General features: G+C 36.8%; 13 protein-coding genes and 4 tRNA genes. 12 read left to right on the forward strand and 5 right to left on the reverse strand.

The window, feature by feature from the left end; all coding sequences use genetic code 11:
* The 4 genes from HMPREF9703_RS03285 (at position 1) to HMPREF9703_RS03300 (ending at position 349) form a co-directional block, all read left to right on the forward strand.
* Positions 1-72: transfer RNA gene (locus tag HMPREF9703_RS03285), tRNA-Glu, on the forward strand.
* Positions 73-81: 9 nt separating this feature from the next.
* Positions 82-171, forward strand: a tRNA-Ser gene (locus HMPREF9703_RS03290).
* Between the two features lie 24 nt (positions 172-195).
* Positions 196-269 (forward strand) — tRNA-Asp (locus tag HMPREF9703_RS03295).
* Between the two features lie 7 nt (positions 270-276).
* Positions 277-349: transfer RNA gene (locus HMPREF9703_RS03300), tRNA-Phe, on the forward strand.
* A 338-nt stretch (positions 350-687) separates the two neighbouring features.
* Here HMPREF9703_RS03300 and HMPREF9703_RS03305 read toward each other — a convergent pair.
* Complete coding sequence (locus tag HMPREF9703_RS03305) at positions 688-1,569, reverse strand: cation diffusion facilitator family transporter (RefSeq protein WP_004635595.1); 882 nt, start codon at positions 1,567-1,569, stop codon at positions 688-690.
* 100 nt (positions 1,570-1,669) lie between these two features.
* Positions 1,670-3,151, reverse strand: coding sequence for an IMP dehydrogenase (gene guaB / locus HMPREF9703_RS03310; protein WP_004635596.1), 1,482 nt, complete (start codon positions 3,149-3,151; stop codon positions 1,670-1,672).
* A gap of 277 nt (positions 3,152-3,428) precedes the next feature.
* On the opposite strand from guaB, the gene HMPREF9703_RS03315 reads away from it, so the two are divergent.
* The 3 genes from HMPREF9703_RS03315 to HMPREF9703_RS03325 are packed head-to-tail and all read left to right on the forward strand — an operon-like array spanning position 3,429 to position 6,125.
* Entirely contained in the window at positions 3,429-4,412 is a 984-nt protein-coding gene (locus HMPREF9703_RS03315) for an ABC transporter permease (RefSeq protein ID WP_370882815.1), read from the forward strand.
* Complete coding sequence (locus HMPREF9703_RS03320) at positions 4,405-5,367, forward strand: iron chelate uptake ABC transporter family permease subunit (RefSeq protein ID WP_004635598.1); 963 nt, start codon at positions 4,405-4,407, stop codon at positions 5,365-5,367. Before HMPREF9703_RS03315 ends, HMPREF9703_RS03320 begins: the two co-directional genes overlap by 8 nt.
* 2 nt (positions 5,368-5,369) lie before the next feature.
* On the forward strand, positions 5,370-6,125 hold the full coding sequence (locus HMPREF9703_RS03325) for an iron ABC transporter ATP-binding protein (RefSeq protein ID WP_004635599.1): 756 nt from the start codon (positions 5,370-5,372) through the stop codon (positions 6,123-6,125).
* Between the two features lie 71 nt (positions 6,126-6,196).
* Here the strand turns inward: HMPREF9703_RS03325 and ald are convergent, their stop codons facing one another.
* Positions 6,197-7,306 carry an alanine dehydrogenase gene (ald, locus tag HMPREF9703_RS03330; protein ID WP_004635600.1) on the reverse strand — a complete coding sequence of 370 codons (1,110 nt, stop codon included), beginning with the start codon at positions 7,304-7,306 and terminating at the stop codon, positions 6,197-6,199.
* 103 nt (positions 7,307-7,409) lie between these two features.
* On the opposite strand from ald, the gene HMPREF9703_RS03335 reads away from it, so the two are divergent.
* On the forward strand, positions 7,410-8,048 hold the full coding sequence (locus HMPREF9703_RS03335; RefSeq protein ID WP_004635601.1) for a DUF1054 family protein: 639 nt from the start codon (positions 7,410-7,412) through the stop codon (positions 8,046-8,048).
* 144 nt (positions 8,049-8,192) lie between these two features.
* On the forward strand, positions 8,193-9,311 hold the full coding sequence (locus HMPREF9703_RS03340) for a baeRF6 domain-containing protein (RefSeq protein ID WP_004635602.1): 1,119 nt from the start codon (positions 8,193-8,195) through the stop codon (positions 9,309-9,311).
* A gap of 74 nt (positions 9,312-9,385) precedes the next feature.
* On the opposite strand, the gene HMPREF9703_RS03345 is transcribed toward HMPREF9703_RS03340, so the two are convergent.
* A complete protein-coding gene (locus HMPREF9703_RS03345; protein WP_004635603.1) occupies positions 9,386-9,916 on the reverse strand; it encodes a DUF421 domain-containing protein in 531 nt (176 codons plus the stop codon).
* 301 nt (positions 9,917-10,217) lie between these two features.
* On the opposite strand from HMPREF9703_RS03345, the gene rpsD reads away from it, so the two are divergent.
* On the forward strand, positions 10,218-10,823 hold the full coding sequence (rpsD, locus tag HMPREF9703_RS03350) for a 30S ribosomal protein S4 (protein WP_004635604.1): 606 nt from the start codon (positions 10,218-10,220) through the stop codon (positions 10,821-10,823).
* A 689-nt stretch (positions 10,824-11,512) separates the two neighbouring features.
* Positions 11,513-16,651 (forward strand): ZmpA/ZmpB/ZmpC family metallo-endopeptidase, encoded by a 5,139-nt coding sequence (locus HMPREF9703_RS03355; protein WP_004635605.1) that lies wholly within the window; start codon positions 11,513-11,515, stop codon positions 16,649-16,651.
* Between the two features lie 266 nt (positions 16,652-16,917).
* On the opposite strand, the gene HMPREF9703_RS03360 is transcribed toward HMPREF9703_RS03355, so the two are convergent.
* Positions 16,918-18,441 (reverse strand): AcpB/EbpR/MafR family transcriptional regulator, encoded by a 1,524-nt coding sequence (locus tag HMPREF9703_RS03360; RefSeq protein WP_004635615.1) that lies wholly within the window; start codon positions 18,439-18,441, stop codon positions 16,918-16,920.
* Positions 18,442-18,742: 301 nt separating this feature from the next.
* Here HMPREF9703_RS03360 and HMPREF9703_RS09035 point away from each other — a divergent pair.
* A partial coding sequence (locus HMPREF9703_RS09035; protein WP_004635616.1) for a SasC/FmtB family protein occupies positions 18,743-23,837 on the forward strand: 5,095 nt, incomplete at its 3' end.

Below are 23,837 nucleotides of genomic sequence, written 5' to 3' on the forward strand. Positions count from 1 at the left end.
GGCCCCTTGGTCAAGTGGTTAAGACATCGCCCTTTCACGGCGGTATCACGGGTTCGAATCCCGTAGGGGTCATTTTTTAATGGAGGATTACCCAAGTCCGGCTGAAGGGAACGGTCTTGAAAACCGTCAGGCGTGTCAAAGCGTGCGGGAGTTCGAATCTCCCATCCTCCTTTTTAATAAATGACTAATTATTGTGGTCCCGTAGTGGAGCGGTTTAACACGCCTCCCTGTCACGGAGGAGATCGCCGGTTCAAATCCGGTCGGGATCGTAGATTTGGCGCTGTAGCTCAGTTGGTAGAGCAACGGATTGAAGCTCCGTGTGTCGGCAGTTCGACTCTGTCCAGCGCCATTTTTAGTGGTTTTTATTGTGAATAAAAGAACAAAATTATATAAGTTAATTTGACTGCAATTTTTGGTGTTGGTGAGGGATTCTCCTTGCGAGCACCTTTTTGTGTGTTAAACTAAAAAGGAAATCATACGGATCAAAAACATTATCGTGGACTAAAGCGATATGAAAAAATGATTATTGATCAGTTGCTGGCTTATGATGAATCATTAAAACAGATGTAAGAGGTCTATCAATGTTTTATGCAAGATTGAAAAAATCGTTCAATTTATCCATCCATCAATTTCATGGGGAGAGATAAAATCAAACGATTCATTCTGTTATTGATATTGTGGAAGAGCCTAGATTTTATGCATGCTTAGCGGTTCAACATGGACATCTGTATGCATGACATCAAATTGTTTAAATAATAATTCCTCAACTTCTTCAGTTAAGTCATGGCTAGTTTGGACGCTCATTTCGCCGTTAACGACAATTGTAATATCAACATAAATATTATTGCCGTACATTCGAGCTTTTAAAGAAACAATTTGTTGGATATCTTCTATTTTAATAATAGAAGAGTGGTATTGAGCGAGTAGTTCTTGATCGAAACCATCAGAGAGGGAAAAAACGTTCTCTGAGGCGATTTCAATTCCGGTCTTTAATATAATTAGACCCACAATAATGGCCATCACATAATCTATCCACCATAGTGAAAAAGTAGCAGCAAAGATAGCGACTGATGTTCCTAAACTAGTTAGGGCATCAGCTAAATTATCTTTCGCAACAGCTTTTAATCCTTTACTATGTGTTTTACGAGAGAGGTTTAAGTTATAGCGGTAAACGCCCCACATTACTGTAGCTGAGATCAATCCAACACTAGCTGCGAGTGGATTTGAAATAGTTAATTCCCCGTTCAATATGTTGCCAATAGCATCAATTAAGACTTGCATTCCCAGTAAAATCATAATAAATGAAGTGAGTAAGCTGGCGATAGATTCGGCTTTCCAATGCCCATAGGGATGATTCTCATCAGGGGGAATGCGAGATGTACGCATACCAATTAACATGGCAACGGATGAAATAACATCACCAAAGTTATTCAATCCATCTGCGATCAAGGAAGAAGCATTAAAGAAAAAACCTACAGCAAGCTTTAAACCAGCCATTAATATGTAAACAGCAATACTTATTTTAGTTCCTTTTTCAGATTCCTGTAATCGTTCTACTTGTTTGGACACGGGTAAACCTCCTTATATAGATGTATATGTTACCATATTCTAAGTATTTGGTGCAAATTAAAACCCGAAGCGTTATATAACGCTTCGGGTCAAAAACGAGTTAGGATTTACGTGAATAGTTAGGTGATTCTTTTGTAATTTGTACATCATGAGGATGTGATTCAGCTAATCCAGTATTACTCATTTGAACAAATTGAGCTTTTTCATGTAAGTCTTTAATTTGAGCTGTTCCACAGTAACCCATACCGGAGCGTACACCACCGGCTAGTTGATATAAGATATCCTGAACAGATCCTTTATAAGCCACTCGACCTTCAATTCCTTCTGGGACACGTTTGTCGGCAGCTGTTTCAGCTTGGAAGTAACGATCGCCTGAACCGCTGCGCATCGCGCCAATACTCCCCATACCACGATAGGTCTTAAAGCGTCGTCCTTCAAAAATCTCAAATTCTCCAGGCGACTCATCGGTTCCGGCTAACATACTGCCTAACATAACAGCGGCTCCACCTGCTGCTAGAGCCTTCACAATATCACCAGAGTACTTAATTCCACCATCAGCAATAACTGGCACATCCAGCTTTCTTGCAGCCGAAGCCGCTTCATAGATTGCTGTTAGCTGTGGGACACCAACACCAGCTACAATTCGAGTCGTACAAATGGAACCAGGACCAATTCCAACTTTCACCACATCGGCACCTGCATCGATCAGTGCTCGTGTCCCTTCAGCTGTTGCCACATTACCAGCAATTAAGACAACATCAGGATACTGCTGACGAATTTCTTCAACTTTTTTCAGCACACCGGCACTGTGCCCGTGTGCTGTATCAATCACCAGCGCATCAACTTCAGCCTTAATTAAAGCATCGATTCGTGCATCGGTATCGGAACCAATACCAACTGCAGCTGCAACAACTAAGCGGCCATGTTTATCTTTTGCTGCATCAGGATAGGCGATGACTTTATCAATATCCTTAATTGTAATTAAACCAGCTAATTTGTTATCTTCATCGACAAGCGGTAATTTTTCGATGCGATTTTGATGTAAGATTTTTTCAGCTTCATCTAATGTTGTTCCTATGGGTGCTGTAATTAGCTTATCAGCGGTCATATACGTATCAATAGTATCTCCCATATGTTCGACAAAGCGAATATCACGATTGGTTAAAATACCGACTAGTTGTTGTGTTTCAGCACTATCTACAATCGGTACACCACTAATTTTGAACTTGGCCATTAGATGATTAGCTTGCTCAATTGTATCAGTCGGTGTTAAGAAAAAGGGTTTGCGAATCACACCATTTTCTGAACGTTTGACGCGATCAACCTCCGCTGCTTGTGCATCAATCGGCATATTTTTATGAATCACACCGAGCCCGCCTGCACGTGCCATAGCGATCGCCATCTCCGATTCAGTTACAGTATCCATTCCCGCACTGATAATAGGTAAATTAAGGGGCAATTTTTCGCTTAACGAAGTCGCTAGTGATACTTCTTGGGGAAGTACTTCACTGTAGCCGGGTACTAATAAGACATCATCGAAAGTCAATCCTTCTCGATCAAATTTATGATCCCACACACTCACATTTCCACATCCTCTCTTTATATTGTTTCATAGTTTACCGAAAGAATGAATGAAAGTCAATTATTTCTCGATATTTTTAAGTTTTAGTGAGAAATTAAACGGATAATTAAGTAGAATAAGGGATATATTAATGTTAGATGTGAAAGTAGTTGCCAGTTGCTAATGTGATAGGCCGATAGGGGGACGTAATTGGGAGCTATATGTTGCTATTGAGCGTATTGTTCGATAAAATACAATAAGAGAGAATGAGAATCGTTTTCAATTAGACAGAAGAAGGATGGTTATAGTGATTTTTCAGCAAGATAGATTCATTAGGCAAGTAACCAGCCTGATTATTGTAGGCATATTAGCGGTAGTATCTATATTTATTGGAGTTCAGAACTTGACCTTAGTTGACTTGTTTTCGTTAACTGATTCGCAACGTATTGTGTTATTTTCAACCCGTATTCCGCGGACAATTAGCTTGATATTAGCAGGCGCAACTTTATCAGTATCAGGGTTACTAATGCAACAATTAACGCAAAATAAGTTTGTCTCCCCCACGACTGCCGGAACAATGTCTAGTGCTCGTTTAGGTGTTGTGTTAGCATTAGTTTTATTCGGTAGTCAAACGTTTTTCCATCAAATTTTATTTGCTTTTTTATTTGCAACTGTGGGAACATTTATTTTTACTCTCTTTTTACGCCAAATAAAATCCAATCGTTCGATTATGGTGCCACTTGTCGGTATGATGTTAGGTAATATTATTGGCTCAGTGGGAACCTTTTTTGCTTTACGGTATGAAGTAGTTCAAAATGTGACATCTTGGCTGCAAGGGAATTTTTCGATGGTGAGCTCGAGTAATTATTTATTGATCTATTTAGCTATTCCTATCTTAATTGTTATTTATTTGTTTGCACACTATTTTACGGTGATGAGCTTAGGGAAGGATATTGTCACTGAGTTGGGAGTTTCTTATCATAGAATTGAACTGATCGGTATTGTGGTTGTAGCATTGGGAACAACGGCAGTATTATTGACAGCAGGGTCTATTCCATTTTTGGGCATTATTGTGCCGAATCTGGTTGCGATGAAAGTAGGGGATAACTTTCGCCAGATATTATTTCCAACGGCTGTTATTGGTGCAGGTTTTACATTGATTTCTGATATGGTGGCTCGTTTAGTGATTTATCCATATGAGTTGCCAATTAGTGTGGTGATCGGTATTTTTGGGAGTATCCTCTTCTTATATTTACTGTTGCGAGGTGAGCATCATGTTTAAAAAGAAACGGGGCAAGTTAATTATAGGATGGCTAAGTATCGCAGTAGTAGTAGGCGTCGGTTTATATTTGTTTTATAATACACGTGGTCAATTAAGTTTTGCTTTAAAATTAAGAAGTCGGCGAATTCCTGCTTTCTTTATAGTGGGGACTTCTACAACTATAGCAACTATTATTTTTCAGACAATGACGCGCAATCATATCTTAAGTCCAAGTATTATTGGTTTAGATAGTTTGTTCGTTTTTATTCAGACCAGTACGATATTTTTCTTTGGAGCTAGAAGTCTATTAATCACCAATAAACCACTTAATTTTATACTGAGTGTGAGCGTTATGTTGTTGGTAGGTTTAGGGTTATTTTATCTATTTTTTAAGCGGTATGCTGGACGAATATTTTTATTATTAATGACGGGGGTAATTTTTGGGACATTGATGCGTCATTTAACGACTTTTATGCAGGCGATGATTGATCCAAATGAATTTCAACGTGTGCTCGCTCAGACACTACCTAGCTTTAACAAAATAGATCAGACATTGATTGTATTAACTGTAGGTATTTGTACACCCATTATTGTTTATTTATTTAAAATATCTTCGACATTAGATGTTCTACATCTGGGAGATGATTATGCCCAAAATTTAGGTGTGCCCGTTCAGCAGTTACAATTTAAGTTATTTCTCTTGATTAGTGTACTAACTGCGGTATCAACTGCTCTCGTTGGTCCAATGACATTTCTCGGGTTTATCGGTGCAAATGTTAGTTATCAGTTATTAAAGACTTATAAACATGCTGTTTTATTGATCGGGGGCAGTTTAATAACGATTGTGATTTTGTTATATAGTCAATTAATCATTGAGCATCTATTACCCTTTCGAACAAATGTAGGGGTTATTATTGAATTAATTGGAGGGGTTTATTTCTTATCTATGTTGTTGAAAGAAAGGAGTCAACTATAGTTATGTTGGAGTTGAAAAATGTAACGAAGACATTTGGGAAAAAGACAGTTATTCATAATGTGAGTTTGCCTGTAGAAAAGGGAAAGTTAACAGCTTGTATTGGACCGAATGGCGCGGGGAAGAGTACATTATTAGAAATGATTAGTTGCTTAATTCCTTATGAACAGGGGAATATTATACTTGATGGCAAAGAGGTTAAGATGTATCAACCAGAAGAGTTAGCGAAGCGGTTATCTGTTCTAAAACAGTCTAATCATCTGAATGTTCGGCTAACTGTTCGTGAGCTAGTTGCGTTTGGACGTTTTCCCTATACTAAAGGTCGTCTAAGTGAACAGTGCCATCGTGTGATCGATAATGCTCTGCATTATTTAGGGCTAGATAAGTTGCAAGGTCAATATATTGATACATTATCTGGAGGTCAATTACAACGGGCATTAATTGCAATGGTTTTATGCCAAGATACGGATTATATCTTATTGGATGAACCATTGAATAACTTAGATATGAATTTTGGTGTGAAGATGATGCAGACAATCCGTCAGTTAGTGGATGAATTGAACAAGACGATTGTGACAGTTGTACATGATGTTAACTTCGCAGCAGCTTATGCAGATAATATTATTGCGATGAAAGATGGCCAGTTGTTCCGAGCGGGATCAGTTGATGATATTATGAAAAAGGATGTACTCGATGAGCTGTTTGGGATGGATATTCAAGTAGTTGAGAATGGTGGCAAGAAATTTATTATGTATTATTAATAACACCATGGTAAATAAAGAAAAAGCAGTCACCTTAATAGGTGACTGCTTTTTGATTAGCTAATAAATGATTAGAGCAAGCTTTTAATATCGACATATTCAAAATTGAATGTGTCTGCAACTGCTTTATTAGTTAGTTGTTTCTGGTAGGTATTAATACCCGTTTGGATGCTGGCATCTGTTCGAGCAGCTTCTTCAACACCTTTGCGAGCAAGTGTTCGGGTGTAAGGAAGAGTCACATTTGTTAAGGCAGCTGTTGAGGTTCGTGGCACGGCGCCTGGAATGTTTGCGACTGTGTAATGTAAGACACCATGTTTCGTATAGACGGGATCTTCGTGGGTGGTCGCATGGGTGGATGTTTCCACATTACCCCCTTGGTCGATGGCGATATCGACTACAACAGAACCGGCCTCCATTGATTGGATCATTTTTTCTGTAATTAAGGTAGGTGCTTTCGCTCCGGCAATTAAGACCCCAGTAACGACCAAATCAGCATCTTTAACGACGCGGGCGATGTTAGATTGGGTGGACATTAAGGTCTCAACTTGACCGTTAAAGGCATCATCAACAGTATCTAAAGTCGATGGATTAATATCTAAGACAGTCACATTGGCGCGCATTCCATGGGCGATTCGAGCCGCATTCATTCCAACAACACCACCACCAATGATAACAACATTCGCACGACGTACACCAGGCACAGCACCTAAGAAAATACCTTTTCCACCGTGTACTTTTTCTAAATGATGAGCTCCTGCTTGGACCGCCATTCGTCCAGCTACTTCACTCATCGGTGTCAGCAACGGAAGTTTTCCGTCCTTTTCAATTGTTTCATAGGCAATAGCAGTTACACCACTATCAATTAGTTCTTGGGTTAAGCGTTCTGCTGCTGCTAAGTGTAAGTACGTAAATAAAATTAAGCCATCGTAGAAATATTTATACTCAGATTCAAGTGGTTCTTTCACCTTTACGACCATTTCTGCTGTCCACACTTCCTCAGCACTATCGCAAATTTTTGCACCAGCTTCTCGGTAAGCTTCATCGGTAAAAGATGAGCCAAGTCCAGCATTTGTCTCAATCCATACCTCGTGACCATCTCGGACTAATTCTTTTACATTATCAGGCGTCATAGCCACCCGATTTTCTAAATTTTTAATCTCTTTAGGGACACCAATTTTCATTACAATTCCTCCTTCATCGGGTTCAGTCTACCATATTATATGACCGCTTTCAAAGGAAAAGCACTCATCATATGGTATAATATAAACAAATAGGAGGGATAAAATGAAACAAGTATTTAAACCCAATGTGTATAAAATTTTTGATATCGATGGTCTGGATGAAAGAATGGCAGCGATTCGCGCTGAGATTCAACCAGTGTTTCAAGCGATTGGAGATGAGTTTCAGCCGGATGTGAACGAACAACTAAATATGCATGGCGTGTTCCATATTGCGCAGCATGCCCGTCGCACGAAGAATCCACCGTCTAGTACATGGTGTGCAATGGGTGGCGATTCCCGTGGTTATAAAAAGTATCCACATCTGCAAGTACAAGTTAACGGTGATTATATTTTTGTTGGACTGGCTTTAATTGACAATCCGAATTTTGAAGCTGAGATGATTCATGATTTGTTGGTGAACCGTCTGACGTGGCAAGGTCTTCCCGAAGATGTTGTCCTTATTCCAGATCATACAAAAGAAGCGTACAAGCCTTTTACGGAAGAAACGATGGAACACGTGTTGCAGCGCGTACTTGACGTCAAAAAAGGCGAAATCATGATTGGACGGGTTATTGAGCCAGGAAGTGACTTATTGGAGGATGCAACAGAACAAACCGCCTTTATAAAAGCGAGTATTGATTTGATTTTACCGCTTTATGCACAAACCTTGCAAACTTATCGAAGAGCGGAAGAAAAGAAGTAATCATATTATATTAACATATTAAGGATAGATTAATAAGTTTAATTGAAAACGCAACCTTTATCTTCATCAGAGGGTTATTCATATCTTTGGACAAATGGATACACCTATTATATAATGAGTTAAATCATAAAAGGAGGCGCTAACATGAGAGAGTTATTTACATTTCCAACTGATACATTGTTGAGCGACGAACGGGAGTATTTGACGATAGCAATAAATCGTGAAGAAGATGGATTTACTGCGGATAAAAAGCAGACCAAATTCGATAACTTAGTGAAAAAAGGCTACCGCTTGATTGAAGAGAAGCATGGGAAAGAAGTGGCTGAAGCATATACTGAGCAGTTAAACACGGATTTTGTAAATCCGAGCTTCTGGCGATCAGTGGAGGCAAGTATTATTTTCTTCGTGACACCAGATGAAGTATTCTATTACAATTTAAGCGTTGATTTGACAGAAGATGCATACTTTGGTCAGCCACATGTGAAGCCGGTAGTTAGAAACTTCCAATATGTTAGCTATTACCATGTTTTATGCCTAAGTCACGATAAGGTGCGTTTATTTAACGGTCGAGGCAGCAAGCTAGAGGAAGTCGATTTCCCAGATGATGCGCCGATTGATATCGATACAGCATTAGGAACAGAATATTCTGGTGGTGAACTGAATCATGGCTCATACGGTGATGGAGGCGATGCGGTTTATCATGGTCATAATGAGAAGAGTAAGGAAGATGAGATTGACCGCAAGCGTTTCTTCCGTGTGATTGATGACTATATTCACGAAAATTATACAGCACCAACAGGACTACCGCTTGTTTTATTCGGCTTAACGCAAAATATTGCTGACTTCAGAGAGATTTCTAAAAATCCAAAATTAGACCAGGAAAATCAGATTGAAAGCTCACCACGTCGCTTAAAAGCGACAGAAGTAGCCGAAAAAGCAGGCGATATTGTCGAGGAGATTATTTCAAAACGATATAATCAATTAGTCAAGAGGTTTGAAGAAACGTCTCCTGAATATAGTCTAGGAGAACAATATCAAGACTTAGCGACGGCCGGTGTTGAAGGACGAATTGAGACGTTATTGATTACAGATCATTATCAAGTGGATGGCTCGATTGATGAGAGCGGTCAGTTCCAAGCTGAAGGTAAGAATTTTGTCGATGATCTAATTATCCATGTCTTGCGCACAAAAGGGGATGTCTACGTCTTAGATGATGAGGAAATGCCAGCAGATACTAATATAGCTGCTTTGCTGAGATACTAAAATGTATATTTAAATATAAAAAAGAGGGAAGAATTCCAGTTTTGGAGTTCTTCCCATTTTCATAAGCTAATTAATTAATTTTGTCCCGGCACGTGGGCATTTTCAAGAGTTGATTTCGCTTCAGATTCAGGTGTATGTTCGTTTCGATCCACCACTGAAATGGTTCCTTCTGACTCTAAGACAATGGCAAAGACTTCATCGAATGAACTGTAATTTTCAGTTCGTGCTTTTTCGTAAAGTTCCTTTTCTGTAATGCGTTCTTTTTTCATAGCTTGATAGTTGAAGCGGCCATCGTAGTATAAGAGAGCGGGCTTGAATTTTACCCAATCTGCGAATTTGTCGGATCGCACGGCAATAAAGGTAACAATATATTGCAAGGTAATCATCAATGAGAAGGCAAACATGGCTTCAAGTAAAGATAAATCGGGGTTAGTCATAACGCCCGATAGAATCGAACCTAACGAAATCGTAATAATAAAGTCAAACGAATTTAACTTCGACAGCGATCGTTTACCGGAAATTCGAATAATAAAAATGATGGCAATATAGGCCAAGATCCCCTTGATAAAAATATCGCCTAACACACTATAATCATTTGGTAACATAAATCTCATCCTTTTATTATATTTTTTTCAGTTTACCATGATAGATGTTGTGGCGCAATACGAAATGTAAAATAGTTGAAATAGAATTTGTTTTTCTGTCTTACTCATGGTATAATAATTATTGTGTAAAATAATGCAGCGTGGAGTGATGAAGTCGTCAACAGTTCGTTGCTTGCGTGAATTGCGTAGGCGAATGAGTAACTTGCGGCTGCAATAAGCGAAAATTAAAACGAACTGCACGATCATTGAGCTCCAGACCGTTATTTTACTCCAGAAAAAATTAATTGGAGGACGAATAATTATGGCACGATATACAGGATCAACTTGGAAAAAATCTCGTCGTTTAGGGATTTCACTTTCAGGAACAGGAAAAGAATTAGCACGCCGTCCGTACGCACCAGGACAACACGGCCCAACTAGCCGTACAAAATTATCTGAGTACGGATTGCAATTAAAAGAGAAACAGAAATTACGTTTCTTATACGGAATGAACGAACGTCAATTCCACAACTTATTCAAAAAAGCAGGTAAAATCCGTGAAGGAAAACATGGTACAAACTTCATGATCTTACTTGAGCGTCGTTTGGATAACGTGGTTTATCGTTTAGGATTAGCTTCAACACGCCGTCAAGCGCGTCAATTAGTTAACCACGGTCACATTACAGTTGACGGAAAACGTGTAGACATCCCTTCTTACTCAGTTGAAGTAGGCGAAGTGATTGGAGTACGTGAAAAATCACGTGACTTAGCAGTGATTAAAGAATCATTAGAATCACTTTACGGTCGCCCAGAATTTGTCACTTTCGATGAAGACAAATTAGAAGGTAGCCTTACACGTTACCCATTACGTGAAGAAATGCCACAAGAAATTGAAGACTCATTCATCGTTGAGTTCTACAACAGATAATCAAACAAATAACGATAAAAAGCAGCTCACTGGTTGGTGGGCTGCTTTTTTTATCGTGTTGTATCCAGCACGGGGGATAAATTAGATGTAATCAAATCTTTGAAAATGTAGGCGCCTATAATTTAGGCGACTAGTTCCACCACAAACAATCCTCTAAAATAGTTAATGTAAGACAAAACTATTGAGAGGATTTTTTGTATGGCAAAACCAGAAATTATCAAAGTAACACAGCCAAAGACTCACTCCGAAAAACTTAACACCACTTAAATTATGAGTATCAAAACACGTGGATTGTCCCTTATGGCATATGACGGTATCCCCTTTAAATCATGAGCGCTTACCATACTTTGAAATATTGTGTAGAAATATTTTACCCATAGGTACAAAGTTAATATATATTATTTAAATAGTCTTGCACTAGTTATAATAATTCGACAGTATTATTTTAATAGGAAATAAGAGATAGTCATTCATTAGAAGGAAGTAATATTTTATTATATAATATCTATTTTTTAAAAAATATTTCAAAATTTAATAGTGTTTTTTATTTTTTTAAGTTAAAATAATAAAATGAAACAAAAAGACAATTATTTTATCAGTGTTGTATAAAACAATTGTCAAAAAATAGCTGGATATTTTGTAATTGAGGAGAACAATTTACAAGCCCAGTAGTAAAATGGAGGAATTAAATGATCAGTAAGAATAATAAAGGGGAATTATTCCACAAACAGGCTAATCAAGCGAAACGCTATACATTAAAGAAACTTAGTGTAGGGGTAGCATCTGTTGCCATTGGAGTCATTGTATTTTTATCTCACTCACAAAGTGTAAGTGCTGATGAATTAATTAGTAGTAAAATAGTTAATACAAGTGATAATGGTAAGCATATGGAGTCTGGTAATTCGATTAGCGAAGTATCAGAGAGCTTTGAAGAAAAGAATTTAGGTGATTACTATGTTGGTAGTGAAGATGAAGCCAACACAACGGCTGAAGAATTTGAAAAAAGTGAAATACTTGGTAAATTAGTTGAGCCGAAACAGTATAGTAATAGTGGCTTAACTGTTGAAGAAGAGCCTGCATTGACTGCTCCAACCTTGACTCAAACAGGGGTAGAGAATAATGAACTCACCCGGACAGTACACCTCCCGTATACATTAAATAATCCGATGCATTTAGAGACTAGAGGGACTGCTCACGTTAAAAAGGCTGGGACAACTGTTAAACTGGAAAATGCTAAAGTTCAAGATTATAGAGAAGCCACGATAAAATATATCACTTTTGGGACTGATCCAGATTTAAAGCAGGAACAGATTAACTATTATGTAAATGTTATTAATTCAGTAACATCTGATATCAATTTTCAGGCAAAAATCGATGAGATACTGAATTTACGTCAAGCAGAAAAACTCTTGGAGAAAGCTAAAAAATCTGAAACATTCCGAGAAAAACGACTTGAAGATATTCAATTTTTGCTTAAAGGAGTTACAAATGATAGTGTACAAAATAAGAAAGATGCTATATTTGAAGAAATAAATAAGTTAGAAAGAAAACAAAATCCTTCGCCATCTGATAACAAAGAGAACAAATCAGAGGATAGTTTTGGAAGTACGCGTGAAGAGATTTCTAAAGAACTTGCTCAATTAACAATAAAATTCAACAACTTAGAAGTGGATACTTCAGGAAAACGAATTGCTACGGATGAATATAAGACATTATATAAGCATGTGGATAAGTTATTGGATAAATGGGAAGAATTAGCATCAACTGAAGCGGGAAAAAGTACTGCGAGAGGGACTCGAGATATACTTAAGAACTTTACTGCTGATGGAACTGCATTGCATAAACTAGAGGATACTTTTGAAAGTAAGCGAGAAGAGGTATCTAAAGGTCTTGCTCAATTAACAATAAAATTCAACAACTTAGAAGTGGATAGTTCAGGGAAACGAATTACTACAGATGAATATAAGGCATTATATAATCGTGTGGATAAGTTATTGGCTAAATGGGAAGAATTAGCATCAACTGAAGCAGGGAAAAGTACTGTGAGAGGAACTCGAGATTTACTGAAGAACTATACTGCTGATGGAACTACTAAAAAAATTGAGCTAAAATCAATTGAAGGGACAACACTGGTTAAACGAGAGGCGAATGGTGAACTAATCGAGTTGAGCCAATTAAGGGAAGCGCCAGAAGATGTGTCTAATTACTTTATTAAGGCGAAGATGACTCATTTAAAAGATGTGGTGATGCCGGTAGAAAGTATTAAAGAAGTGACGATTGATGGTCAGAATGTTTATGAAGTAACTACTCGTGCAGCTGAATTGGTTCATAAAGTAGACGGTGCGTACAAAGAAGGCACGGTCTTATATATGAACAAATATCAAGCCCCTCATGGAGAAGTATACTATGATTTTGGTGACTTAATTAAAGCAATGCAAGCCAATCTAGGGGGGACATTCCAACTTGGACGCACGATTTCGGCTGGAAATGTTGAGAAGTTAGGGCATAAATCTTACGTATCGGGTCAGTTTACGGGACGATTAATTGGTACAAGAAATGGAAAACGATACAGTATTACGGATCTTAAGCACCCATTATTTGACCGTATAAATGGCGGAACAGTACAAGATATCGACTACAAGGATGTGCATATTGTCTACCCAGATTCGGGTCATGGCGATAATATCGCAACCGTCGCTCACGAATTGAAGAATCGCGGGGTCATTGAAAATGTGAATATTACTGGCTACATTCAAGGACGCGATAATGTGTCTGGTTTTGTCAACTATGTAAATAGTCGATCTCGTATTGAAAATGTCTCATTCCAAGGACGAATTAAGTCAGTGGGTGGAAATTCTGTCAGTGGTGGAATTGCTGGAGAGAATAGAGAAGCTCTTGTGACACGGGCCTATGTAGACGCTCAGATGGATATGCACCGATCTAATGATTCAAGTTTACTGGTTGGAATAGTCATATCTAATCCGAATGGTTCCAGTGCCAAAACATGGGGAAAAGTCTCTCATTCGGTTGTAAAAGGGCATATAAGAGCCAATATTCGCAATAAATTAGCAGCTATTGCGACCTCTGCGTGGGGCTATGGGAATATAGAAGAGGTTGTCAGCTATGCCACTGTTCAAAATGGGTATGAATTATTTGGAAGTGATGGACAGTTAGCGGATGGCTCCCCACAATACCAACTTATTCGTAAATTATACGGTGTTCAAGGCGTGAGTTCAGGGACTATTCAAGGAGAAGATAAGCGCTTCGAGCGTTTGAGTACTGAAGAAGCGAATAAAAAGGTAGCGGACTACAATATAACGGCGATGAGTCTGATTAGCCAAGGAACACCTGCTGAGGAACTCAACCGAAGAGACAGCTATGAAGGCGCTCAAGGCTACCAAGCTCAACATGCCGGTCTGTATCAACTCGTTGAGAAACTGCAACCTTTCTACAACCGGGAATGGATTGTGAAAGAAGCTAACCAATTAGTTGAAAGTAACAAAGTACCGAGTTGGGTAGGGACTAAAACAGTTCAAGCCATTGTTCCGATGAAAGATAAACAGTTTGTGATGGATAGCGGTGAGATAAATCGGGTGATGCTTCACTTCACTGATGGGACAAAGGTTGAATACAGCTTGAGTAAGGGGCGGTCATTTGGTGAGACCGGTATACGCGAATATACGATCGATGAGTTAGGAATTCGTTATACGCCAAACCGATTAGTAACGCAATATGATGATATCGTGAATAGCTTAAGTGATAAATTGAAACAAGTTGAGTTATATACTCCAGATATGTACCAGTTGCTTCAAATCAATGAGGATACAGATGAGAAGAAAGAAAACCGAGTTAAACGATTGTTCTTGGATGAAGTCTTTGCACAAACGAAAGAAAATTTACCGTCGTTATTAGAAAAATTAATTCAAAATCATATGATTCAATTGGGTCATTCTGAACCGATTAAGCAATCCTTGCTTGATCGTATATTATCGCATAAAAAAGAAATACTGTTGGGGTTAACCTATCTCAATAGATATTATGGAATTAACTTTGGAGATTATAACATTAAAGAGTTAATGATGTTTATGCCAGAGTTTTACAGTGGGCAAGGCGGGAGCTTGATTGATCGACTGATTAAACTTGGGAGCTCCAGTGAATATCACCTAAGTGGTCAACGTACACATGAGTTCTTTAACCGTCATTTCAGTCAGGGAGTCGGCGGCAATCTGCTTCAGTTCTTGAATTATAACCGTAAGTTGTTAACGGACTTTAGTAATATGAATGATTGGTTCGCCGATGCAACGAAAGACACTATTCGTCTCGTAGAACGTCAATCGTTGCTAAAAGAAATTCAGGACAAACAAGCGAAATATCGCGTATATGATAATCTGTCGCATAGTTACTACCATAAAATGATCTTACCACTGTTGAATTTACGTGAAGCAAAAATGTTCTTAATCTCAACGTACAGCACATTAACATTTGGAAGTGAAGCGAAGCGAAACTTATCAACTGAACAACTTATAAAAGAGATCAATAAATCGGGAGACCGTAAGCGAGATTTCTTGGATGCTTGGTATACTCTAGCGAATAAGGAGACAAAAAATCGCCTCATTAAGGATCGTGTAACGCCAACATGGGAAGGATTCGGTGTTCATGGTCGTGGATGGATTAATCAGTTTGGCTATGATAACAAAGGCCGAGCTTATGCACCAGCTCGAGAGTTTTATAACGTTGTTGGGCAATATTATGGAAATAATGGTGTTGGAGCTTACGCTAATGGAACGCTAATTAATTTTGTAGCATATGATTATTTAGGAGAGGGTGGTCATTCTGTCTGGACGCATGAGATGACCCATAATTATGATGGTGCAGTCTTCCTAGGTGGGCCTGGTCGTCGAAGTGGTGTGGGAGCGGAAGCTTACGCTCAAGGGATGTTGCAGGTGCCAGCCAATAGTGCTGGATACGGTAGTTTAGGAATTAACTTAACTTTCTCGAGACCACAAGATGGGAATCAAATCTACAATAATGATCCAAAACGCTTTAAATCACAAGAGATGTTTGATCTTTATATGCGTGGATACAATGATGTGCTGATGATGTTGGATTACCTTGAAGGAGAAGCGGCGATTAAAGAAGGCCAACCAACGATGAAACATTGGTTTAAGAAGATGGATAAAAATTTAAGAAAAAATGGTCAAATTGACCGGGTTCGTCAGTTAACAGACAAAGATTGGTCAGCGTTAAAGATTAAGACTGTTGATGATTTAGTCGATCAACAGTTAATGACACGACATGGCCTTGGTGATGGGACGTATGATATGTCTAATGGATGGAGTACGTATGTGACCATTGATTATCTGGGCGGAATCTATGGTGGTGGAGATAATAGTGTCGGTGCACCAGGCGCAGCGATGTTCAAGCATAATACCTTCAGAATATGGGGATACTACGGATACGAGCGAGGATTTGTAGGGTACGCTTCTAATAAATACAAAGGTGCTTCTCGTGAAGCTGGACATGCAGAGTTGAGTGATAACTATGCGATGCAACAGATTTCAAATAGCAATCATCAGTCAATTGAATCCTTCAAGAAAGCTTATTTTGCTGAGGTAATGAATAATTTGAAAACTCAAGGTATGATTGATATTGAGATAGATGGCGTACAGTACAGCTCATATGAATCATTGGCAGAGAAATTTACTCAGACTGTCCAAGCTGATGTGAAGGCAAAGAATCATAACCGCACAAGAGCCTTTAAAGACAAACTGTTTAAAGCGTTATTGTATAAAACAGATAACTTCCAATCATCTATCTTTAAAAAATAGGAAAGTTAGTTGAGAGGCTCAGTAGTATAAATAACACTCTATAAAGCTATAAAAATCCCCTAAAATCAGTTTTTCTGGCTGGTTTTAGGGGATTTTTTAGTGCGCCCGGCATGGGCGACAACTTGATGGTGAAAGTCCACTGCGAGTCTTTTACAGTAGGAAGCGCTATCGGAAAGTCTATAGGCATCTATCCCAAACATATAAAATCAATAAGGCAATAACAACAAAGAGACTCTACAAATGGGGATTAATATATTTTTACTTTATCATAGACGATTTTCTTCATCACTTAGTAATTCACTTATCTTAGTTGCTACACTATGAAACTCATATTTAGTAGGCATATCATTGATATGCAAAATGGGTGTAGTTGTATCGAGTGAGAGACTGTTTTTAGTTGTTAAAATAATATTATAATCATCTAGATTAATATCTTTCCAACTTAATTCTAGATACTCAATCGAATCAAATTCGACAGATTGACGGAAACAAAATGTGAATAAGTCACTAAGCATGCTACTGTGGCGAGTATTGTGATGGTTAATAATTAAAAACTTTAGAGAGCTTGTTTTTTTCAATAACTGCGGTAATAAATTTTGCCAGTTAACGATCAAGGTATACATCAAATAAGAATGTAAAGTTGTGTCCATTTTTTTAGATGAATGGTACTGATTAATAAACAACCGTATTAATTCTTTTGCACGTTCATAAAAGAATGGAATTATTTTTTCCATATGATTGCAAAAATAGTGATTATGACGAATCAGAAGATAGTTCGATCCTAAATCAATATTATGTGAGTGGGTAGCATTATGAAGTTCCAAAATCACATCAAATTTATTAGGCAGCTCTATCTCAAATTCTTTTTTTAATTTGTATAACATAGAGTCAAGGTTAAGAAGTAGAGAGCTATATTTTTCATTAGATTGGATATTAGAGATTAAATCATCATAATTTAAGCAATACTCACTTTGCATATAATTGTGAAAAATTTGTCCAATCATCTCTGTAGAAAAAGGAATATTCAACACATGTGATATCATATCTTTTAATTCTTGAATTTTATCTGGATCATTATTTAGATTATCAAATAATTGATTTAAATAATTTTCAGTATTCATTGTTTGTGGATCAACAATGTTCCCTTGTTTATATCGCTGAATATTTACATATGTGTAGATTTTAAAAGATGTAAAACTAATAAATTGGATGGATACATCCAAGGCTTTAACAAAATACCATAAAAAATCATCTAATTCAGCTTCGTTGATGCCCAATTTTTCCCAATCTAAAGTTTCTTCATTTTCATACAAATATTGAGCCCAAATAAATCGTATGTGTCTTTCGTCACCAATAAAATCGACTGGCGAGCGAGAAATATTGACATCAAATTTTTTAGATAATCTGTCACTCACTTTGCGTAATAGACGCCAAGAATATCCGCTAGTCAAGAAAAACTCGTCTGCAATATCTTCTAGTTCAGCGCCTCCTTGTTCAAAAATATAGCTTAAAATACGAAAATGATTATTATCAGTTAAGTATAGTTGTTGAATTTTTGATTTGTTGGCTTCAGTGGAACACTGGAAACCAACACCTTCATTGGTGTAATAGATAGTTCCTACTTCTGTTAACTTGTGTTTATAGAAAGCAATATCTTCCCTAATAGTACGTTCAGATACCTCAAACATATCTGCTAAATTAGTAAGTTGGAAAGGAGATTTTGTAGGATCACTCAATACATTTAACAATTCAAGACGCCTTATATCAGTAGGACGTAATATTTCTTTCATGTTCTTCACCAACCTTTTTATTTTATATGGCTTATAATCATACCTATTCTTATATTAAAATACAATTTTTTTGATTTGAAATTTTATTTTTTCATTGCCAATGAAAAAATAAAACGTAAACGAATTTAATCCTTAACATTTTAGGGGGATCAATATGGTTTATTGCTGATTTTTTGTTACGGAGTCAAAGTGTATGGCAAATAATTGCAATCTTGTTGAAAAATATAGGTGCGATTTTCAAAAGTGTTTTTGGTATATTTAATCTACTCAAATTTATAGTTAAACATATGGGAGGCACAAAATGATAAGTAAGAATAATAAAAAATTATTTATGGAAAAAGGCGCTAATAAATATAAACGGTATACCTTAAAGAAATTGTCAGTGGGGGTGGTATCAGTTTCAATAGGGTTCGGATTAATGTTTGGCTCTGTTGAGGGAGTTAGTGCAGATGAATTAACAGGAACTAACTCTGTAGTGGAACCTAACAATATAGACTCATTGCAATTTAATGAAGAAGTTAGTGATGAAAATATAGATAAATTGAGTGAAACAGTTCAAAGTGAATCCTCAGAACAAGCTGCTGCAATTGACCAGAGTCTTGAAATAAAGAGACAAGAAGTAAAAACTATTCTCGGACAGTCCAATATAGTGGGAGAACAGTACACTGATTTAGTAACTAAAATTTCTAATGCGCAGACTTTGGATGAACTTGAAGGAATATTAACTGAAATTAAACAAACTGTTTCTTTAGAAGATAATCAGGATGAGAGCAAACAATCTGAGACTGAACATGATGCTGAAGAAAAATTAAAAAATCACAGTGAAGAAAAAGATGGAGAATTAGATAAAATAACCCCTCCTTCTACAGAAACAAGTTTATCAAAAGAAGCATCAGTGGATAACCTTGTAGAAGTAGATCAATTAAATGTAACATCAGATGTAAAATATACATTAAATGATGTACGTCATTTGTTAAATTCAGCAGATATAGCTAGAATTGAATCAGGTGAGCTCACAGTACAACAGATAATTGAAAAATTACTTAACAATAAAGTAGAGCTTCGAGAAACTGAAGCACGTCATGAAAATGGTGTATTAGCTGCTGGCGTTGAGAAAAGTAATCTTTCTACAGATAAGCAGCGTGGTAAATCTAGAAGTCGAAGAAGTTTAAATAATATTAATGTTGACTCATTATTCCAACCGTTTACAGAACAAGACACTGTTCGTGCTGTATATGATAGAATTCAGCAAATGCGAGATGCTAAATTAATTGCAGAAACAGAACTTCATTTTCTTCAAATTGAAGTATTACGGCATTTAAGAAATGATATAGCTAACAATGAACAGGACTCTAATAATTTGACTCCTAAAAATGTAGGGAGCAAACTTCCTACTGATGAACGAATCTTAAATATGAATTTAAGTAAACAAGCAGATGTAACAATACCCATGAGTCGTTTGGGAGGAGCTCATAACCAAATTATAAATGAAAATAAGAAGGAACTCGATTATGTAAATGAACTTCTACAAAATATTCAGTCAGTTCTACTAGGTAGGTTTGGTGTCAATGATGAGGGGGTCTACTTTTCATCAGATGAATATTATAATGGTGCTACTACTTATGGTAGTCATAAAACTAGAAAAACTTTTCATGCTCCAGTTTTAACTTCAAATCCTAATGGAACGATTACTCTAAAGATGAGTAGCGAAAATGAAGGGGGAGTAGAACTTAAAAATCACTACGCATTTTCATTTCATATTAATCCGGAATTAAATGAAAGAATTAAAGAACATGAAACCGTACAAGGGGTGTATAGACCTGAAAATGGACAACAATCTGATGAAAATGGTGATAAACTACAAAATCCAGTTGGGAGTCCTATATTTGAAACAAATCATTATCCAGCCCAAAATGGAGTTTTTCCAGAAAATGTAGGATATTATATGTCTGAATGGAGTAAAAAAGAGGGTTATGACAAGAAAAAAGATAAATTTGCAAAAATAGAGCTGGTGTTTGAAGCTAACGATCGGCCTATTCAAAAAGCCCAAATTTCAAGTAGTATTTTATCTAGTAGCTTTAATTATAGACATCGTTCTGGAACATTTATTGCGACACAAGCATTTAATGAAAAAGCTGAAGAGTTGAAGACTCTTTTAAACTTGATGACTGAATACAAACAACTAAAAAATAAAATAACGGGGACTAAACAAAAGATTGACGAGTTTGATCAAAATTTAGGAGAGCCAACAAGAGTCTTATCCCAGCGAGACTATGATACGTTAAATGCTACGCGACAAGAGTTAATGTGGGAAATAGATCAAATAAAAAATGATTATAGTACATTAACTGAAAAATCTATGTATAACAACTTACACCAACAACTGAAAACAGACATTAGTACACTAAAATCTACAGTTGAGACACCACTTAAAAATCTTTATTCTGTTAATGATTTAAATAATAATGGAAAAAAAGATGATCAAGATGTTAATAATGCAGTGCAAAAAGTAAGTGATGCAAAAAATAAAAAAATAACATTATTATCTAAGGTTACTGAATTAAAGGGGAGACCTGATATAAGTCAAGAAGAGTATTTACAGGCAGTTAGCCTGTCTAATCAATTCAAGACTTCTATTGAAGAAGCACGACTTGCAATTGATGAAATTCCTGAATCAGATATAATTTCTTCACTTAATATTTCATATAATGAGAAGCGTACACAGTTGAAATCTGATTTACCTCAAGATGATGTGCAATTACCACTAGCACCGACTACGGCAACACAAACATCATCAGATCCAAACGAGAAAAACTCTATTACGAATCCAACACTAATTAACGGTGATTTTAGTGATCTCACATTAGGAGCTGTGGTTGGTTCAGCTGACAATGGGCCTGATTCAGTACCGGGTTGGACTGTTGTGAACTCAAATCAAACAAAAATTCCATTAGTAAATCGACGTCATACAAGTACGGGAACTACAGGACCTTTTGCAAATAACAATAGAAATAATGCTGTTGTAGTAGGTGCTTCAAATAATAGGCATATATCTAATTCTAACCAAACAGGTAAAGTGAATGTAGATGCTATTGGTGGAATACACCAAGAAATTGATGTTACACCAGGATCTGAGTTAGTTGTTAAATATAGATCAGATACTTCAGGAAGCTTAACAGGGATTGATCAAGCATTTAATGGAGCTAATCATGCCCGTGCTCAAGCGCAAGTTGTAGTGACAAGAGTTGATACTAATGAAAAACTGATGGAATTATTACCACCTAGTAGAGGATACGGAGAAACTGCAGGTGTCGTAAGTATTCCAAGAGATGTTACTCGGGTTCGAGTTACATTATTGCATAAGTCGGATCGTGTTCACAATGAGCAACAGGGAGTTCTATCACAAGATGGATGGTATCCTGGAGCAGTTGTTTCAGACGTAAGAGTTTCAAGTGGTTCGCATGTGACTACTGAAATACTGAATCAGTCCCAAACGTATACTCCATCAAATAACACTTCTTCACCATATAATGGGAGAGTGCAACTTAGATTCCATAATAATGGGCATGAAAAAGCTAATGCTACATTCACTATGAGGTTGCCAGAAGGAGTTACTTATCGAAGTGTAAGTAATGGTTCAGGAAGTTACGATGAACAATCTCGAACCTTGACAGTGACTAAAAATGGAATACCGGCTAAAATTTCAAATCAAGATACGTATACTACAGTGGATATTAATTTAACTTTTAATACAGAGACCCCTAGAACTTTTGAAATAGAAACTCAAAATGTAACTTATCGTACTTCACCAGATCATTTAAATGCTGCTAATACTGGAAGGAACATCACTTTAAGAAATGCGGGAAGTTACTCAGTCACAGTTTCGATGTATACTTCAGAATTACAAGATTTGGTAAATGAACATCAAGCGACTACACAGTCATTTAAATACTATAATGCAGTAGATAATTTGAAATCAGAATATGATAGTGCAATTGAAGAAGGTCGTCAAATTTTAGGAAATCCACAATCCACACAGCAAGCAATAAATGATATTGCAAACAGAATTGGAACTGCAAAGGATGCCTTAAATGGAGGAGAAACAGACAAGGATGCACTCGAAGCAGCTATTAGTATTGCTAATACCACAATAAATGATCCATTTTATAGTAGATTGCAAGATATAGATAGTAATTTAAAATCTGAATATGATCAAGCAATTGCTGAAGCACAGAAAATACTGAGTAATCAAAATACAACACAAGAAGAAGTTAAACAAGCAGCTAACGAATTAACTGTACAGGAAACTAAAGTTGCTACAAAAAAATACAAATATTATATTCAAAAATATAAAGAAGCTTATCAGAATATATTAAAAACAAGTGATGATCAATTGTATGTTACTGAAAAAGCTCATGGGGAATTAAGCACCCTATGGACAAAACTATCAGAGTCAGAAGAAAATATACGAATGAAAATGAGTAAAGTTAGACTTGAAGATCTAAAGAAAGTACAGAGCGAGTGGTTATTTGCTAATCTTGACTTTCAAAAGTTATCATCGGTACCAGGGAAAACAGGAGTGAATATTCCTGAAAAAATAGTAGCTAATAGTTTAGATGAATTAACACAGGAAGAAAAAGAGAAGGTTGAAGAAGCCATAAGAGTAGCTAATAGTTTTCCTACAGGGACTATTGTTGAAATTTCAGATGATGGAACAGCTACGCTGACATTCCCAGATAGTACAGTTAATAATCCATCCAAAAAAATAATTAATGGGGATAGTCTAGTTAGAGGGCTAACAAAAGAAGAGAAACTACAAATCCAAAAAACAAAAGCTGAAGCAATCGTTAGAGGTTTAAATAATTTGTTATCAGAAGAGAAAGCAGTATTGATAGCAGATATTACTAGTGCGACAAATCTAGCTGAAGTAGCAGAATTGGTTGAGGAAGCTATAGGCTTAGATACTGAAAAAGGTGAAGAGACCAAAGAATTAGATAAAGTGAAAAAAGATGCTGAAAAAACAATCACTGGATTAACTAGTTTGACAGATGGCGAACGTCAAACGATTAAGAATAAAATTTCTAAAGCAATTAGAGTAGAAGAAGTTGATGGGATTTTATCAGAAGCGAAAGATAAGAATGAAGCTAAAGCAAATATAAATCAATTCCCAGAATTAACGTCTCAAGAGAGAAATTATTTTAATGAACAAATTAGTAAAGCGATAAGCAGTGAAGAGATAGATAAGATTTTACAAGAGGCAGAAGCACAAGCGGAAGAGAACTACAAGCGAGATGTGAAAGTAGACGCAATTCAAGCGATTGATGACGCCGTCAAAGCCAAAGAAGTTATAATCGAGAAGAGTGACTTAACAACTGAAGAAAAAGCAACGCTTAAAG

Origin of the sequence: Dolosigranulum pigrum ATCC 51524 (assembly GCF_000245815.1) — a bacterium.
Lineage (GTDB): Bacteria > Bacillota > Bacilli > Lactobacillales > Carnobacteriaceae_A > Dolosigranulum > Dolosigranulum pigrum.

Coding starts and splice junctions, on each gene's coding strand:
- HMPREF9703_RS03315 (WP_370882815.1), top strand. CDS start 3,429: ATGGTTATAGTGATTTTTCAGCAAGATAGATTCATTAGGCAAGTAACC.
- HMPREF9703_RS03320 (WP_004635598.1), top strand. CDS start 4,405: ATGTTTAAAAAGAAACGGGGCAAGTTAATTATAGGATGGCTAAGTATC.
- HMPREF9703_RS03325 (WP_004635599.1), top strand. CDS start 5,370: ATGTTGGAGTTGAAAAATGTAACGAAGACATTTGGGAAAAAGACAGTT.
- ald (WP_004635600.1), bottom strand. CDS start 7,306: ATGAAAATTGGTGTCCCTAAAGAGATTAAAAATTTAGAAAATCGGGTG.
- HMPREF9703_RS03335 (WP_004635601.1), top strand. CDS start 7,410: ATGAAACAAGTATTTAAACCCAATGTGTATAAAATTTTTGATATCGAT.
- HMPREF9703_RS03340 (WP_004635602.1), top strand. CDS start 8,193: ATGAGAGAGTTATTTACATTTCCAACTGATACATTGTTGAGCGACGAA.
- HMPREF9703_RS03345 (WP_004635603.1), bottom strand. CDS start 9,916: ATGTTACCAAATGATTATAGTGTGTTAGGCGATATTTTTATCAAGGGG.
- rpsD (WP_004635604.1), top strand. CDS start 10,218: ATGGCACGATATACAGGATCAACTTGGAAAAAATCTCGTCGTTTAGGG.
- HMPREF9703_RS03355 (WP_004635605.1), top strand. CDS start 11,513: ATGATCAGTAAGAATAATAAAGGGGAATTATTCCACAAACAGGCTAAT.
- HMPREF9703_RS03360 (WP_004635615.1), bottom strand. CDS start 18,441: ATGAAAGAAATATTACGTCCTACTGATATAAGGCGTCTTGAATTGTTA.